At 55.8% G+C, this 13,904-nt stretch carries 16 protein-coding genes and 2 pseudogenes; 12 read left to right on the plus strand and 6 right to left on the minus strand.

Features of this window, described 5'->3' with window-relative positions; translation table 11 throughout:
- Genes G7025_RS21340 through G7025_RS21365 form a run of 6 tightly spaced genes read left to right on the plus strand, consistent with a single transcriptional unit; the run spans position 1 to position 6,072 of the window.
- Positions 1-363 (plus strand): STAS domain-containing protein, encoded by a 363-nt coding sequence (locus G7025_RS21340; RefSeq protein ID WP_181081076.1) that lies wholly within the window; start codon positions 1-3, stop codon positions 361-363.
- Positions 360-764, plus strand: coding sequence for an anti-sigma regulatory factor (locus tag G7025_RS21345; protein ID WP_181081077.1), 405 nt, complete (start codon positions 360-362; stop codon positions 762-764). The genes G7025_RS21340 and G7025_RS21345 overlap by 4 nt, the downstream gene beginning before the upstream one ends.
- Positions 755-1,762: an ATP-binding protein gene (locus tag G7025_RS21350; protein ID WP_181081078.1), complete on the plus strand. Its 1,008-nt coding sequence runs from the start codon at positions 755-757 to the stop codon at positions 1,760-1,762. The genes G7025_RS21345 and G7025_RS21350 overlap by 10 nt, the downstream gene beginning before the upstream one ends.
- Positions 1,755-2,618 (plus strand): sensor histidine kinase, encoded by an 864-nt coding sequence (locus G7025_RS21355; RefSeq protein WP_181081079.1) that lies wholly within the window; start codon positions 1,755-1,757, stop codon positions 2,616-2,618. Before G7025_RS21350 ends, G7025_RS21355 begins: the two co-directional genes overlap by 8 nt.
- Positions 2,608-4,527: a response regulator gene (locus G7025_RS21360; protein WP_181081080.1), complete on the plus strand. Its 1,920-nt coding sequence runs from the start codon at positions 2,608-2,610 to the stop codon at positions 4,525-4,527. Before G7025_RS21355 ends, G7025_RS21360 begins: the two co-directional genes overlap by 11 nt.
- A gap of 48 nt (positions 4,528-4,575) precedes the next feature.
- Complete coding sequence (locus tag G7025_RS21365) at positions 4,576-6,072, plus strand: hypothetical protein (protein WP_181081081.1); 1,497 nt, start codon at positions 4,576-4,578, stop codon at positions 6,070-6,072.
- Positions 6,073-6,107: 35 nt separating this feature from the next.
- Here the strand turns inward: G7025_RS21365 and G7025_RS21370 are convergent, their stop codons facing one another.
- Both G7025_RS21370 and G7025_RS21375 read right to left on the minus strand, forming a co-directional pair.
- Positions 6,108-6,494, minus strand: coding sequence for a hypothetical protein (locus G7025_RS21370; protein ID WP_181081082.1), 387 nt, complete (start codon positions 6,492-6,494; stop codon positions 6,108-6,110).
- The gene (locus G7025_RS21375; protein WP_181081083.1) at positions 6,491-6,664 is read right to left on the minus strand and encodes a hypothetical protein; all 174 of its coding nucleotides are present in this window, start codon (positions 6,662-6,664) and stop codon (positions 6,491-6,493) included. The genes G7025_RS21370 and G7025_RS21375 overlap by 4 nt, the downstream gene beginning before the upstream one ends.
- Before the next feature lie 593 nt (positions 6,665-7,257).
- Between G7025_RS21375 and G7025_RS21380 the strand changes: the two genes are divergently transcribed.
- The 3 genes from G7025_RS21380 (at position 7,258) to G7025_RS27185 (ending at position 8,440) form a co-directional block, all read left to right on the plus strand.
- A complete protein-coding gene (locus tag G7025_RS21380; RefSeq protein WP_181081084.1) occupies positions 7,258-7,572 on the plus strand; it encodes a type II toxin-antitoxin system RelE/ParE family toxin in 315 nt (104 codons plus the stop codon).
- A gap of 2 nt (positions 7,573-7,574) precedes the next feature.
- On the plus strand, positions 7,575-7,862 hold the full coding sequence (nadS, locus tag G7025_RS21385; RefSeq protein ID WP_181081085.1) for a NadS family protein: 288 nt from the start codon (positions 7,575-7,577) through the stop codon (positions 7,860-7,862).
- A 386-nt stretch (positions 7,863-8,248) separates the two neighbouring features.
- Positions 8,249-8,440, plus strand: a complete 192-nt coding sequence (locus G7025_RS27185; protein WP_181081086.1) for a DUF1508 domain-containing protein — start codon at positions 8,249-8,251, stop codon at positions 8,438-8,440.
- Between the two features lie 324 nt (positions 8,441-8,764).
- Here G7025_RS27185 and G7025_RS21395 read toward each other — a convergent pair whose 3' ends face one another.
- Both G7025_RS21395 and G7025_RS21400 read right to left on the minus strand, forming a co-directional pair.
- On the minus strand, positions 8,765-9,394 hold the full coding sequence (locus G7025_RS21395; RefSeq protein ID WP_181081087.1) for a hypothetical protein: 630 nt from the start codon (positions 9,392-9,394) through the stop codon (positions 8,765-8,767).
- A 585-nt stretch (positions 9,395-9,979) separates the two neighbouring features.
- Complete coding sequence (locus tag G7025_RS21400) at positions 9,980-10,840, minus strand: DUF4238 domain-containing protein (protein WP_181081088.1); 861 nt, start codon at positions 10,838-10,840, stop codon at positions 9,980-9,982.
- A gap of 300 nt (positions 10,841-11,140) precedes the next feature.
- Between G7025_RS21400 and G7025_RS21405 the strand changes: the two genes are divergently transcribed.
- From G7025_RS21405 to G7025_RS21415, 3 genes are all read left to right on the plus strand, one after another.
- Complete coding sequence (locus G7025_RS21405) at positions 11,141-11,476, plus strand: hypothetical protein (protein ID WP_181081089.1); 336 nt, start codon at positions 11,141-11,143, stop codon at positions 11,474-11,476.
- Between the two features lie 166 nt (positions 11,477-11,642).
- Complete coding sequence (locus tag G7025_RS21410) at positions 11,643-12,284, plus strand: AbiV family abortive infection protein (RefSeq protein WP_181081090.1); 642 nt, start codon at positions 11,643-11,645, stop codon at positions 12,282-12,284.
- Between the two features lie 24 nt (positions 12,285-12,308).
- Complete coding sequence (locus G7025_RS21415) at positions 12,309-13,043, plus strand: hypothetical protein (RefSeq protein ID WP_181081091.1); 735 nt, start codon at positions 12,309-12,311, stop codon at positions 13,041-13,043.
- Between the two features lie 77 nt (positions 13,044-13,120).
- On the opposite strand, the pseudogene G7025_RS21420 reads toward G7025_RS21415, so the two are convergent.
- Positions 13,121-13,498 (minus strand): annotated as a pseudogene (locus G7025_RS21420) (DUF4113 domain-containing protein); the annotation flags it as partial.
- A pseudogene (locus tag G7025_RS21425) lies at positions 13,498-13,893 on the minus strand (phage late control D family protein); the annotation flags it as partial. The pseudogenes G7025_RS21425 and G7025_RS21420, both read right to left, overlap by 1 nt.
- Positions 13,894-13,904: the final 11 nt, after the last annotated feature.

A 13,904-nucleotide genomic window follows, 5' to 3' on the forward strand; every position in this document is an offset into this window, starting at 1 on the left:
ATGGAACGCATCCCGATTTTGCAGATGGGCGAGTTTCTACTCGTGACCATCCAGGTGGACATGCACGACCAGTTGGCGTTGACGCTGCAGGACGACCTGTCCGAACGCATCAATCGCACCTCGGCGCGTGGCGTATTGATCGATATCTCGGCGCTGGACATGGTCGACTCCTTTATCGGCCGCATGATCGGCACCATCTCCGGCCTGTCGCGGATCATGGACGCGCAGACCGTGCTGGTGGGCATGCAACCGGCGGTGGCCATTACCCTGGTGGAATTGGGCATGACCCTGCCCGGCGTCGCCACCGCATTGAATGTCGAACGAGGCATGAAGCTGTTGCGAGAACGGGTGGACCACTCATGACCGTGGCCAGCAATGGCACGCACCCGGTGCTGATCGAACAGGACGTCGTGCTGGCTCGGCAATTGGTCCGCAAACTGGCCCAGGACTGCGGCATGCGCCTGATCGACCTGACCAAACTGGTCACGGCGGTCAGCGAGCTGGCGCGTAACACGGTGGTCTACGGCGGTGGCGGGTATATGGATTGGGAAATAGTCGAGAAGGACCTGCGCCCCGGCGTTCGCCTGACGTTTCGCGACGAAGGCCCGGGCATTCCCGACCTCAAGCTGGCGATGACCGACGGCTGGACCTCCGGCGGCGGGCTCGGCCTGGGGCTGACCGGCGCCAAGCGCCTGGTGGACGAATTCGAACTGGACACCGCACCCGGCCAGGGCACCCGCGTGACGATCACTCGATGGGCCTGAATATTCCCAGCGCCCTCACCGAGGTGTTGTTGATCGAGGATGTAAGCCAGATTGGCCACGCCCGACGCACCGCGCAGAAACTCGCCGAACACCTGGGCTTCGACGAAACCGACGCCGGCAGAGTGGCGTTGGTGGCCACCGAGCTGAGCAGCAACATCCTCAAGCATGCGGCTCACGGCCAATTGCACCTGCGCGCCACCGGCAACGGCGGTGTGGAGATGATCGCCGTGGACCGCGGCCAGGGCTTTGACCTGGACAGCTGTCTGGTGGACGGGTTTTCCACCGGCGGCACCCAGGGCATCGGCATGGGCGCCATTTCACGGCTGGCCCAGGTGTTCGATGTGTATGCCGACCCTCGCGGCACGGCGATGCTCGCGCGTCTGTATCCACGGGCCTCCACGGCCAGCGACATTCGCTACGGGGTCAGCCAGCATTCGCTGCATGACGACCCGGCCTGTGGCGACGCCTGGCACCTGGCAATCGAACCAGGCCGTTTCAGCGTGATGGTGGCCGATGGGCTGGGCCATGGCAGCGAAGCCGAACGCGCCGCGCGGGACGGCGAACAGGTATTTGCACGCAGCGCCTTTGATGAAGCCACGCGGCTGATGGCCGACATGCATGTCGGCATGACCGGCACCCGTGGCGGTGCGGTGGCCGTGGCGCAATACAACGCCGCGACCGGCAGCCTGCGCTTCACCGGCGTGGGCAATATCGGCGCCAGCCTGATCGGCTCCGGCAAGTCCCGTGGCCTGGCGTCCCACCCGGGCATCGTCGGCGTGCAGTTTCGCAAGGCGCAGCCGTTCGACTACGCTGAGGTCGGCGGCCAGTTGCTGATCCTGTACAGCGACGGCCTGCAGTCACGCTGGAACCTGGCCGACTACCCTGGGCTGACGCACCGCCACCCGGCTTTGATCGCCGCCATCCTGCACCGTGACTTCTGTCGCGGGCGGGATGACGTCACCGTTTTCGTGATTGCCCTGGAGGCCATCGATGGCTGACACCACTGCCTCGCTCGCCGCTGAGGTGCAACGCCTGCGCCAGGAAGCCGACGCCTTGCGCGCCGAGCTGGATGAAACCAACCAGGGCGTGCTGGCGCTGTATGCCGAGCTGGACACCCAGGCCGACCAACTGCGCCAGGCTTCGGACCTCAAGAGCCGTTTCCTGTCGTACATGAGCCATGAGTTCCGCACGCCGTTGGGCTCGATCCTGAGCATCACCAGCCTGCTGGACGATGAACTCGACGGCCCGCTCAGCCCTGAGCAGCACACCCAGGTGGGCTTTATCCGCAGCTCGGCGCGGGAACTGCGCGAGATGGTCGATGACCTGCTGGACCTGGCCAAGATCGAGGCCGGGCGCATCAGTATCTCCCCGGCCTGGTTCGACATGTTCGACCTGTTTTCGGCGCTGCGCGGCATGTTCCGGCCGATTGTCGATGCCTCGGCGGTGGACCTGATCTTCGAAGAGCCGGCCGGCCTGCCCAAGCTGTACACCGATGACAAGAAGCTCGCGCAGATCCTGCGCAACTTTATCTCCAACGCTCTGAAGTTCACGCTGCAGGGTGAGGTACGCGTGTCGGCGTGCATGGAGAACGAGCGGGAGATCCGCTTCGCGGTGCAGGACACCGGCCTGGGTATCCCGGTCGAACTGCACAGCAATCTGTTCGAGGACTTTTCCCAGATCGACTCCCCGCTGCAGAAGCGCCTGCGCGGCACCGGGCTGGGACTGTCACTGTGCAAGCGCTTCGCTCAATTGCTGGGTGGCCGGGTCGGCGTGGAGAGCAAGCCCGGCGTGGGTTCGCTGTTCTATGTGGTCATTCCTCTTTCCATCGCCAACGAGATCGTCGATGAAACGTGACATCCAAGTGTTGATCGTCGACGACAACGTTGCCACGCGCTACGCCCTGCGCCGGCGCCTGGAAAACCATCACTATCGGGTACTGGAAGCCGGCACCGGCCAGGACGGTCTGGACCTGATCGCCAGTCGCACCATCGATGCGCTGATCCTGGACGTCAACCTGCCGGACATGAGCGGTTTCGATATCGTGCGCGGCCTGCGCGCCGACCCCGCCACCGCGTTGCTGCCGGTGGTGCATGTCTCGGCGGCGTCGATCGAGACCGGCGATATCATCACCGGCCTGGACGCCGGCGCCGATGCGTACCTGATCCATCCGGTGGACCCGGAGGTGCTGCTCGCTACGCTGCGCACCTTGTTGCGCGTACGCGACACTGAATACGCCTTGCGCGAAAGCGAAGCGCGTTTTCGCGAGATTTTCTTCAACATCAGCGCGCCCATCGCGGTGATGGACGCGCACCTCAAAGTCCACGAATGCAACCATGCCTTCGCGCAGCTGATCCACGCCAACCTCAACCCCGACGCCCTGCTGGAATGCTTCGCCACCGATCAATTGGCCGTGATCCAGGAGCTATGCCTGCGCCTGGCCGCCGGTGAACGCTGGAAAGGCACGTTATTGATGAAGGTCGACGACCAGCTGCGCGAGACCGAATGGCAGATTTCGCCTTACCGTAGCGCCGGCCTCAGCCTGGTGTTCGTGGAGGACGTCACCGAGCATCGTCATCGCGAACGTCATCAACAGGCCGAACTGGCCAATGCCGCGAGCCAGTTGGCCCGCACCGAGGCGCAGTTGCTGCAGGCGCAGAAAATGGATGCATTGGGCAAGCTTACCGGCGGCATCGCCCACGACTTCAACAACCTGCTGACCGGGATCATCACCAGCCTGGAGCTGATCAAGAAACGCATTCAGAGCCAGCGCACCGACAAGGTGCTCAATTATGCCGACGCCGCGCTGAACTCCGCCCTGAGCGCCGCCGGCCTGACCAACCGCTTGCTCGCGTTCGCACGCCAGCAGCCGCTGGACACCCGCCCCACCGATATCAATGCGCATATCCGCTCTCTGGAAGAGCTGCTGATGCGCACCATCGGCGAACACATCGTGCTGAATCTGGAGCTGACCACCCACCCCGCCGTGGCGCTGGTCGACCCGATCCAGCTGGAAAGCTCGGTGCTCAACCTGGTGATCAACGCCCGAGACGCCCTGCCCCAGGGTGGCGTCATCTGGGTAACCACGTACCCTGCGCATTCCACCGGCAACCCCAAGCTGGAAAACGGCCCGTACATTGCGTTGTCGGTACGCGACAACGGCGTGGGTATCGAGCCCGGCGTGATCGACAAAGTGTTCGACCCGTTCTTCACCACTAAACCGGTGGGCCAGGGCACCGGCCTGGGCCTGTCGACCATCTATGGGTTCGCCCGCCAGTCCGGCGGCGATGCGCAGATCCGCAGCGTGACCCGCCAAGGCACCGAAGTGACCATCATGCTGCCCGCCGCCGACGGCCCGGCCGCCCTGGCCACGAAGGTCGAGGCCGTGCCAGGGGTGAGCAACGGCGAGCACATTCTGGTGGTCGAAGACATGCCTTCGGTGCGTGGTTTCGTGGCTGAAGTGCTGGTGGATGCTGGTTATCGCTGCAGCCTGGCCGCGGACGGTGACGAAGCCATCGCCATGCTGCGAGCCGATCCGACGATCGATCTGCTGCTTACCGATTTCGGGCTGCCGTACATGACCGGCCGCGAGCTGGCCGATCATGCGCGGGATCTGCGCCAGGAATTACCGATCCTGTTCATGACCGGTTACGCCGAGAATGCGGCGAACCGCCAGGATTTTCTCGGCGAACGCATGGACCTGATCACCAAGCCGTTTCATATCGATCAATTGCTGGAAAAAATCCGCCACGGCCTGGAGGTTTGATTCGGGCTTTAAGAGGCGTGGTACACAATCCCAGGGCAGGCAGGCGTCATGACAGCTGGTTTCGATCCGTTGGTGCATATCGATTGGAAAACTCCCGGCGGCGAATGGCTGGCCCTGTTGCCGCCTTCCTACCCCCATATCCCTGTGCTGTGCGGCCCGGCATTCGAGGCGCTGCTGGACGAGCTGTGCAATGAAATGCCCGAGGTGTGCTTCGATGCGCTGGCCACTGCATTGGCGCGCGAGGGCTTCGACCTGTGGAACCTCGACGCCGGTGGCGACGATTACCGCCCGGTGATTGTCCCGACCGATCAGCGCGAGCGGTTTGCCCGGCATTGGCGCGAGCACAACGCAGCGCCACGCTTCACGCCGACGCTGATCGAAGCGCAAACACCGCCCGCGCGCCCACCCAGGCGCAGCAAGCTCAAGTGGCTGCAGGACGTGCACGACTACCCCGGCCCGACCTCTGTGCACGCGTACAACTACCGCAACGGCTGGGCCGCGATTACCGAGCAGGACGAAGACCGCTGGCTGTGCTTCCTGATTGATTACAACCCCTGGCCACCCACCGAGCAGGACATGCTCGAAGCCCGCGATGACGGCGTGGACGGCGCCGATCTGCAACTTATCGATGCCAACGTTCAACACAGCCTGTGGAAGCGTCAGGTGACGCGCGGCGCGTACGGTTCGGATGACCGCTATCAGTACGAGATCCGCCAGGGTGATGCTGTGGAGGGTTTCGGGCCTGCCCAGATCCAATGGCCGGCGTTTGAAGAGCCCTGCGTGGTGGTCGATGGGCAGATATACGAGCGTCAACGCCTCTACGACCCCGAGCCGTTGACGCGGATCTGGCGCATCACCGCGCAGACCAGCGAGGTCATTTTCGAACACCCGGATGAACTGACCCTCTTGCCTATCGGGCCCAACCGTTTGCTGTTTATGCAGCACAACGGCCCGCAGTGCTGGATCTGCAACCAAGCCCCCGCGCAACACGCCGTCATCGCCGCCAAACCGTTGCCGGCTGAGGGTTATCAGTTGCGCGCGGCCACAGCGTACCTGGAAGGCGACGAGGTACTGTTGTTCAGCGAAGGCACACGGCCCAACCGCGAACACTCGGGCTATCAGGAAACCGTGCTGCTGGCGTGGCGCTTCAACTTCATCACCGGCGCCAGCACCCGTGCAGTCCTGGACGGCTTCGGCAGCGAACTGCGCCAGGACACGCGCCTGCTGACCACGCAACCCAAGCAGGTCATCACCCTGCGCACCTTTCATGGGCAACTGCACGTCGCCCGCGGCCATGGCGATTGGTGGGTGTGGAATTACCACACGCAAACCTTCGGCACGCACACGCTGGCGTGGTTCTGGAACCAGCGCAGCAATGACGTGCTGAAACTGTCCTCCAAAGACATCCCGCGAGTGAAACCGCAGATTCGTTACGTAGCGGCGCAGGATCGGTATCTGGCGTTCGAAACGGAATATGTGGCGCGACTGCCGGAGTTTGCGCAGATGGTGGAGGTTTTGGGGAGTGAGGGGTTAGTGTTTGAGTGAAGGACGCCGGTACCCGCACCGGACACAACCCACCTCTACGATGAAGCCATCTGAAACGCAAAAGCCCCTGAAAGGGTTAAACCTTTCAGGGGCTTTTGGTTATTCAATAATGGCGGAGAGATAGGGATCGAACGCCACGCCGACGATGTTGAACCGTGCGGCCGGTTCGCCGAGGCGTGTGGCGACGACTTTTGGTGTCTGCGCGGATCATGTCCACCACGACACGGGTTTTGTATTCGTGGATTTCGTCCAGCAACGCGATAGGCGGACGCGCCGTCGTCGGCGCTGATTGGGCGGAATAAACTGCCAAAGGCGAAGTGGGCCAGGCTCAAGACCTTTTCGCCGCAACCGGATTTCTCCAGGCGCTCGGCCTGCAATGCGGATTGGTCGACCATCGAAACCGCGTCGCGAAACAGGATCATCGCTTGGTGTTTTTTTTGGTCGCGGCTGCGTAGATCTCGGCGCGGGCTTCGGCGTCCGAGGTCATACCGTAGAGGCCGATACCGGCGGCCAGCGGCGACTTGCCGGAGCCTTTGGCGGTCGATGTAGGCGGTGCGGAAGCGGCGGAAACCGTCTGAGCCTTTCCAGCCAAATAGACTATCGACAACGAAGGATTGCCAGGACAGCAGCAGAGTTGGCCGTCGATTGTGCAGCCGAGAATTACGCCGGATTTTTCGAAGCGTTGTTTGTGGGCGTCGTTATGGGGTTGGATGTGGTCGACGACCGATGCTTGGGTGATACGGCCGTGGCGCTCGCATTCGGCGCACAGCGGGTGATGTCTTAACCAGCCGAGGCGAGCCTGCTGCCAACGGTAGCCGTAGCCGCGCTGGGGGGATGTGTTAATTCATCCTCGTCGCGTCGGGGGGATTTTGGCACCGGCGAAGCGTTCAGCCAGATTGCGCGCCTTGTCGACGCCGGTAGCCCAACCATGCCCCCACGAACGCTGCCGCCTCTTGTGGGAGCTCTAGCAGGCTTAGCCCAGAGAGGATTGCCAGAGTGGTGCAGCCACAGTTGAGCCCGCCATGCGAGGGCAACGGCCCAAGCGGTGGGGTCTTTACTGGATGGCATATCGACAGTCCTCCGATACATCAAGACTCGTAAAAAACCAGTTACAACTCATCGGCTGCACGCTGACGTATACGGGCTTAGCATTGCCGAAAACTAAGCCAATGGCGTACATTAGCTATGATTTTCATTGAGACCCCAACCTTCACGCGCCGTGTGAAAGAATTGATTGATGACGATGCCTACACTGTTTTTCAGCGTGCATTGATGCTTAACCCGTCCGCAGGTGACGTGATCGAAGGCACCGGTGGAATTCGTAAAGCTCGAATTGCTGCGAAGGGCCATGGCAAACAAGGTGGAGCCCGGGTGATCTACTACCACTTCGTCTCGATGTCGCAGATTATTCTGTTGATGATCTACCCGAAGAATGAACAGCACGACCTGACCAGCGACGAACGCAAAGCGTTGAAGGCTGCAATCGAACACTGGAGATAATCATGAGCAAATTTTTTGACGAGCTGATGGGAAGCGTGCAGGAAATGAACGAAATCCTACGAGGTGAGCGTCAGCCTTCGCGCGAATTCCACGTTGATGCGCTACAGGTCAAAGAGATTCGCAAAGCAACGGGCCTGACTCAAGCCAAGTTTGCCGCACTGATTGATGTGCAACTCGGAACCTTACGCAATTGGGAGCAGGGACGGCGCGAGCCTACTGGCCCAGCAAAAGCACTGCTTAAGGCCATTCACAACGATCCAGTACATGTGCTGAACGCATTGGCGGGTTGAGCAATGAGCTTGCAAGGTGTCTAAAGAATCCGGGGCGATTCAGGGGCAGCCAGTGAGCCACCCCAGAGCTCCAATATTTGCCGATTTAAAAAGGGTGCAAATTCGGTTTTCTATACGCGTACTAAGCGCATTTCCGCCTTCGCTGATTCAGCAGCTTTTTTCCTACTTCTTCAACCATGCTTTAAACGTGTAGAACGCCTTCCCGCTGGGTGAAAGGAAGCTTGCAGCGTATTCGTTTTCCTGGAACACCCGCACCTTCATTCCGGAGCTGATGCGGCACTTGCCGTCACTGACCATCTTATTCGCGCCGTCCTCATCCCCGTCTTGAGCAAAGGCCCCGAATTCGTCTAGCGACTTTTGGCTACCGCAGTAGATGTATTCCTTTTTTGGGTGAGGTTACGTATCCGTGCTACTGGCAGAAAAAAGACAATTCTAGGCAGTGGTACTGGATCTATTACGCCAAGAATGGAGAGGAAATCGCTCGGAGCAGTGAGAGCTACGTGAATCGTTCAGACTGCACGCATTCCATCAATCTGATGCAAAATTCAACTGCATCAAAGATCTTCTACACAGAGTAAACAGAGATAAGAGATGGGTAGAAATACTGGGTAGAATCGGAAAACAAAAAGCCCCGTAACTCATTGAATTACAGGGCTTTTTAAATAATGACGGAGAGATAGGGATTCGAACCCGACCAGCACACCTCACAACCCGCTCAAGGCCGCAATTATATTGGGTTTTGAGTAGGCTGCAAGGACAGAAACGGCCTACAGCGGCCCACGTTATGCCCTAAATTTGCCCTAAGCAGACAGAGCTTATCGAGCCGCTTTGTATGCCTTAGTGCCATTGCGTCATCCGCTACGATGCAATCAAATCTCGAATCGACCTACGGCATTCGAGAATCAGCGCGGGGACCAGTAGGTTTGGCCCTTGGATATCATCCCCGGTGTTCGCCCAAAACGTGCTGCCAGTGTGGCAGCCATAACCGAATCCATGGTTTCCAGGTGGGGAATCATCATGGCCACATACGACTCAAAAGTCGGATGTTTGGTCCAATAGCCGTCCGTGACTGCGCTGTGAAGCGAACGGTCGAACCAGCTACGAGTGATCATAAGCAAACCATCAACTCGATCTGCCTCATTCTCCCCACGGCGCATCTGCTCGTATCCATCCTGCTTCATCCGCTCACGCTCGGTATAGGTCCCAGGTCGGTACCCTAGCTTATTCTCGGCCTCCAATAATCGCTCGTGGACATCACGGTGCGATTTTTGATCAGGCTTATAGTCGGCAGCAAAACGGTAATCACAGAATAAACAGTGACTTACACTGTTTGGGCCATCGGGTGTGGCGACATGCTGATTGATAAGTCGGTCGAACCAGCGATTCAGCTCGTGAAAATTTCGAGCACCGCACAGCTCAACTGCTGCTTTATCCAAGCGCTGAGCATGTGATAGTTCAGGGGCGGTAGCTTTGAGCTGCTTGGCGAGACGCTTGACGCATCGGACGTCAGCGTAAGTAAGGGCGTGTTTCATGTCAGCCTCCAGGGCCAGGCCTAGTGTCCACTACGAGAACCCAATACAGGGCAGTTGTTACGGTCACGGTAGAGCGTGAGCTTTGCCTTTGTGGACGGCCGGCACCTACCGGGTGCCTTCACAACATTACGACAAACACTTCTTAAAATGCAAATCTTCAGCGCGCCGAGAGTCAGCGAGTCAGCAAGGTGAAGTCAATTGAATAACGCCCCCCATTGTGTAGGGGTATCTAGGGGATATCGAGGGAACGCCCCGTGGTTTCTCCCCTCAACGACTGTTTGGACAGCCGTGCACAAATGCCTAATAGGCATTGAATAGTATGGATTGGAATACGGTTTGCCCCACTCGTGCGGCTCCGAAGTCGCCCTCACACCACCCAATGATAGATTAGACAGATCAATCGCCGCGCAAACCGTTTTGCTTAATTTGAAGGCTTCGGTACGCCGCCCTTGCAGTAAATATCTAGCAAGCGTAGGACGTTTTTTTAAGCCGCGTGGGCTGGCCGACAATCTGTGAATTCAGTTTTAGCACTCGCTTTTTAAGCTATTTCATGTAAGACAAAATCTCATAAATACCAACTCAAACTCATATAATTATTTGTTGCTGCTCATGGCCATATTTTTTAACAAAACGATCAATTGTAGATGAATTATGATCTGTGAAAACTCTATTCCGGGCCGCCCTTACAATTCCGCGATTAAACCTTCTTGTTTCACTAGGACTCTGCTTAAATACCTCTATGGTTTTTTTACCACGAGGAGTACACACCAGTGCGAGATCTTTCCGCAGACTAATCATCAACTCTCCCATTGGATGCCCCGGCCCCATACCTGCACGCCCTCCAATTACAACTGGATTATCGGATGTCATAAAACTGATATTGTCAGCTGGTATAAAAAACTGCCAATTCTTACTCAAAACACTTTCGCTAATTATTTGACCCATTTCGAGCATTGGACGCAAGGAGACCCAGTCCTTTGCTTCAGCCGTTAAACCGTGATTATCTATCAAATCCGAAATCTTATCATTATCCTTGGCTACTTCAGACAGTGCCATCTTCGCAATCCAAGAATAGAGTTGATTGATACCATCTCGAAAGTTCGGAACCCTTGTCAGGCTTAGCCCAATAAAGTAGGCAATCTTCCCTTTATCCTCATCAGACAGGAGGACTCTACGACCTGGTACAACTTCTAGACTCTGGATTATGAGCGGCAGCTCATTATCCACGGTCTCAGCAAATGCTTTTTCTAATGAATCTATATCTTGCTCGCCAGACTCCGTCTCTTGCGAGTAGTAGCAATCAATGTAGGCCACCGATTTTACAGATTTTCTGCTCGGCCGATATCCGCTTCGCTTATCGTAAACCCAAATAAATGGCGAGCCAGTACTCTCAGAGAATCCCTTCAGATATGCCTGTGGTACGAAATGCTGCCTGACTGTTACCAATGGAAATCTCCTAAGCCATAAGGGCTTCTATAACGAAAACTCATCAAAATCCAGCCCAAACAATGCTTTTAATTCTATAATTGAGACAGCCCTCCTACTTTGCAACACCCGTAGTGGACGCCTAGCCGATCTTCACCACAGGACATCGCTGCGCGCTTACTCAAAGCCCAGACAGCCCTGGGCTCACCATCTGGCCATCTTGTCAAAAAAAGGACTATCACACCCCAGATTTATCCCCTAACCCTTCTCCGCGTAGTGCTATCGTTGTTTATACACGCGCCACAACCCTTGGAGGGAATCATGAGTGAAGTGAAGGTATTGGAAAAGCTTCTAGAAAGCGGCAGTCTAGACAATGAAGATGCTAAAGTCCGTGGGATAGCCCAGCTGGCGGTGGGCAACGGTTTCGATCATTTGTCTGAGCTTCAAAAAATCGTTCTGAAACCGTATCTGAATCAATCCTGCGATGGCGTAACTGATCCGGGCGGTTACCATAATGAGTGCCAAGAAAATCTTCAAGGTGATGAACTGGCGGCTGCTCTGGGGTCTCAAGCTTACTACGGCAGTCTTCTATGCGAAAAATGCATTGACGAAAAAGAGCAGTATGACCGGGAATGGGAGAGGATAGATCGTGAATAAGTCGTTCCCTTTGTGCGCGCCCCAATTGCGTTTAAATGTGGGACATTGAGGGAAAGCTAGTGGTTATATGGCAGGTCGTACATACGCGCATGGGGGTTAAACGGCGTAGACTGGCGAGTAATTTATCCGTCTTGCAAAACCAATTAGTTTTTGCTCATGGTGACATATGTCTTTTTCGCTCAAACAAATTGATGATTATATTCACGCACTCCTAACCAATGCCGAGTCATTGATAGATGAGTCAAATATTCTATTTATTCATTGCGCTTATTCAAGAGCATTTACACTATCTCATATCGCTCGCGAAGAGCTTTCCAAATGCCTGATGCTACATTCTGCCGGAGTAAAAATACTCGCTGGACATCCAGTTGACGAGAAAAAGCTATTATCTCGATTAAGAGACCACAAAGCAAAGCTTAATACTGAAAACGTACAAACTTCGATAACAATCGCAGCGTTAGGATCTATTGAAGAGGCTTTCAAATTGCTTCAATCAAGCAGCGCACTTACAGAGCATCGCAACAACCGAAAAAACGCGTCACTCTATGTAGGTTTCAAGAATGACATTATTAGCAATCCTTCAGAGCAATTTACATCTACACAAGTAAGCAGGAATATAGCGCTAGCCACTGAAGCCTTGAGTTATCAGAAAAAAGCTTGCACGCTGATGGGGAAATTCTCTGAGAGAAGTCCGATTACCATGCCGCGAATCGACCCCGTCGACATTCATCCTGAAGACATGCCAAAACTTCTCGAAGAGATGGCTAACTCACTAAAATCTCTAATTATTCCACATGAAACCCCGTAACTTTTTAAACCAAGGACACGCCCAGTGAAAATAAATTTCTCCATGGCTGAAGGCCTGTTTGACGCGCTACTTGGCATGATACATCCTGTCGTAATCTATTCTGAAGATGAGAATTTTCCTTATTGGGGTGTGGGAACTGCATTTACCGTGGCATGGCAGGAAAATATTTATCTAGTTTCCGCAAAACATATATGGGTTAACCAAAAAACCACACCTAAAGACATCAGGATTTTTTTACGTACATCAGGCGTTGAAATCAGATTTGACCGTGAAGCCATTATGAAAGACGACTACGAACCCTCCCAAGACTTACTGGTAATGCGAGTTTATCCTGATGACATTGAATCATTAAGGGCTAACGGACTGAACTGGCTAGACATATGCTACGCGATTGATGACGACATCAGCGATGAAGATAAAAATTATGTTGTTTTCGGTTATCCGGATACTCACAGATCATATGATTACACTGAGAAACAATTCTCTGCATCCCTAGGTATACTTTTTGGAAAAAAAACCTCCCCTCAGCTACCGAAATTAGAGTCACTAAGTATCCGCACGGACGAAAATAGATGTTTGCGGGGATATAGCGGCTCTCCTGTGATCAGATACGCAAATGGACAAATGGAATTTTCCGGAATGGTAATAGCTGGATCAGGAGTAAGCGGCGTAGTCAATTACATTCCAGCCCAGTTCATCGCCGAACTACTATTTGATGTAGATAACCTAGAGCATCAAGGCTTACTTCTAGACTATTAAAACTTAAACCCGAACTAGCTTAGATGCAGGCTACCACAAATCAAAATCGGATCTTTAAGAAAGCTCAGATAGATCAGCTACTTACACACTACTGACCATAGCTGATCAATCTTAGTCGTGTAACTCTGGCTCATCATCTCGCGCCGCATCCCCCAGTCGGGATCCGCTGGCACGCTGGCCGAACGCAGAGCCCCCCTCCCCCAACGTCCGTTGATCTGATCCAACACTGTCATCACCCGCGTAGCCTGAACCGGCTGCGACGTGGCGAACAGGTCATCGGTGTACTCGCCGTGCTGGCACAGATTGAGCAACATCACCTCAGCCTTGCTGTACTTGAAGCCTGGCCGGAATATTCGTTCGAGCGCGCCTATGGCCGCCTGGGTTAGCAGACGAACGTCGTCAGTGGGGTACGGCATATCTACCACAACACCGTTGGCGAATTTCGCCTCCTCAGGCACACCGCTTGCCAGCCATTGCGAGCCGCGATATCGGCCACGATCTTCGACAGCGGCACATCCTCCCAGCTTCCGCTACGGATGGTCTTGCCACTGCCGCGCATGTCGCTGGCCTTGCCCTTAATCACTATCGTGTCCGGCGGCCCGGACACTTCGACCGTATCCACCGCGTAACGCCCCAGGCGCACTAAGGACGTTTCGGCATAGCCCAGGTAGATCTCGATAGAGCTACCACGCCGAGGCAGCACCACCTGGCCGTCCCGGTCATCAATGCGCAACTCAAACTCGTCGGACTCCATCCCGGGCTTGTCAGAGGTGCGAAGCAACAACAACCGATCATTGATTTTGGCCGTCACGTCGGCACCATCAGCCACGATTCGAAACATAGGGGTCATGGATTTTTTCC

This window comes from Pseudomonas lurida, from assembly GCF_013522705.1.
Taxonomy (GTDB): domain Bacteria; phylum Pseudomonadota; class Gammaproteobacteria; order Pseudomonadales; family Pseudomonadaceae; genus Aquipseudomonas; species Aquipseudomonas quebecensis.

Excerpts from the sequence above, each read along its gene's own strand:
- G7025_RS21345 (WP_181081077.1), top strand. The coding sequence starts at position 360 with ATGACCGTGGCCAGCAATGGCACGCACCCGGTGCTGATCGAACAGGAC.
- G7025_RS21355 (WP_181081079.1), top strand. The coding sequence starts at position 1,755 with ATGGCTGACACCACTGCCTCGCTCGCCGCTGAGGTGCAACGCCTGCGC.
- G7025_RS21395 (WP_181081087.1), bottom strand. The coding sequence starts at position 9,394 with ATGAAACACGCCCTTACTTACGCTGACGTCCGATGCGTCAAGCGTCTC.
- G7025_RS21410 (WP_181081090.1), top strand. The coding sequence starts at position 11,643 with ATGTCTTTTTCGCTCAAACAAATTGATGATTATATTCACGCACTCCTA.
- G7025_RS21360 (WP_181081080.1), top strand. The coding sequence starts at position 2,608 with ATGAAACGTGACATCCAAGTGTTGATCGTCGACGACAACGTTGCCACG.
- nadS (WP_181081085.1), top strand. The coding sequence starts at position 7,575 with ATGAGCAAATTTTTTGACGAGCTGATGGGAAGCGTGCAGGAAATGAAC.
- G7025_RS21365 (WP_181081081.1), top strand. The coding sequence starts at position 4,576 with ATGACAGCTGGTTTCGATCCGTTGGTGCATATCGATTGGAAAACTCCC.
- G7025_RS21350 (WP_181081078.1), top strand. The coding sequence starts at position 755 with ATGGGCCTGAATATTCCCAGCGCCCTCACCGAGGTGTTGTTGATCGAG.
- G7025_RS21340 (WP_181081076.1), top strand. The coding sequence starts at position 1 with ATGGAACGCATCCCGATTTTGCAGATGGGCGAGTTTCTACTCGTGACC.
- G7025_RS21370 (WP_181081082.1), bottom strand. The coding sequence starts at position 6,494 with ATGATCCTGTTTCGCGACGCGGTTTCGATGGTCGACCAATCCGCATTG.
- G7025_RS21405 (WP_181081089.1), top strand. The coding sequence starts at position 11,141 with ATGAGTGAAGTGAAGGTATTGGAAAAGCTTCTAGAAAGCGGCAGTCTA.
- G7025_RS21380 (WP_181081084.1), top strand. The coding sequence starts at position 7,258 with ATGATTTTCATTGAGACCCCAACCTTCACGCGCCGTGTGAAAGAATTG.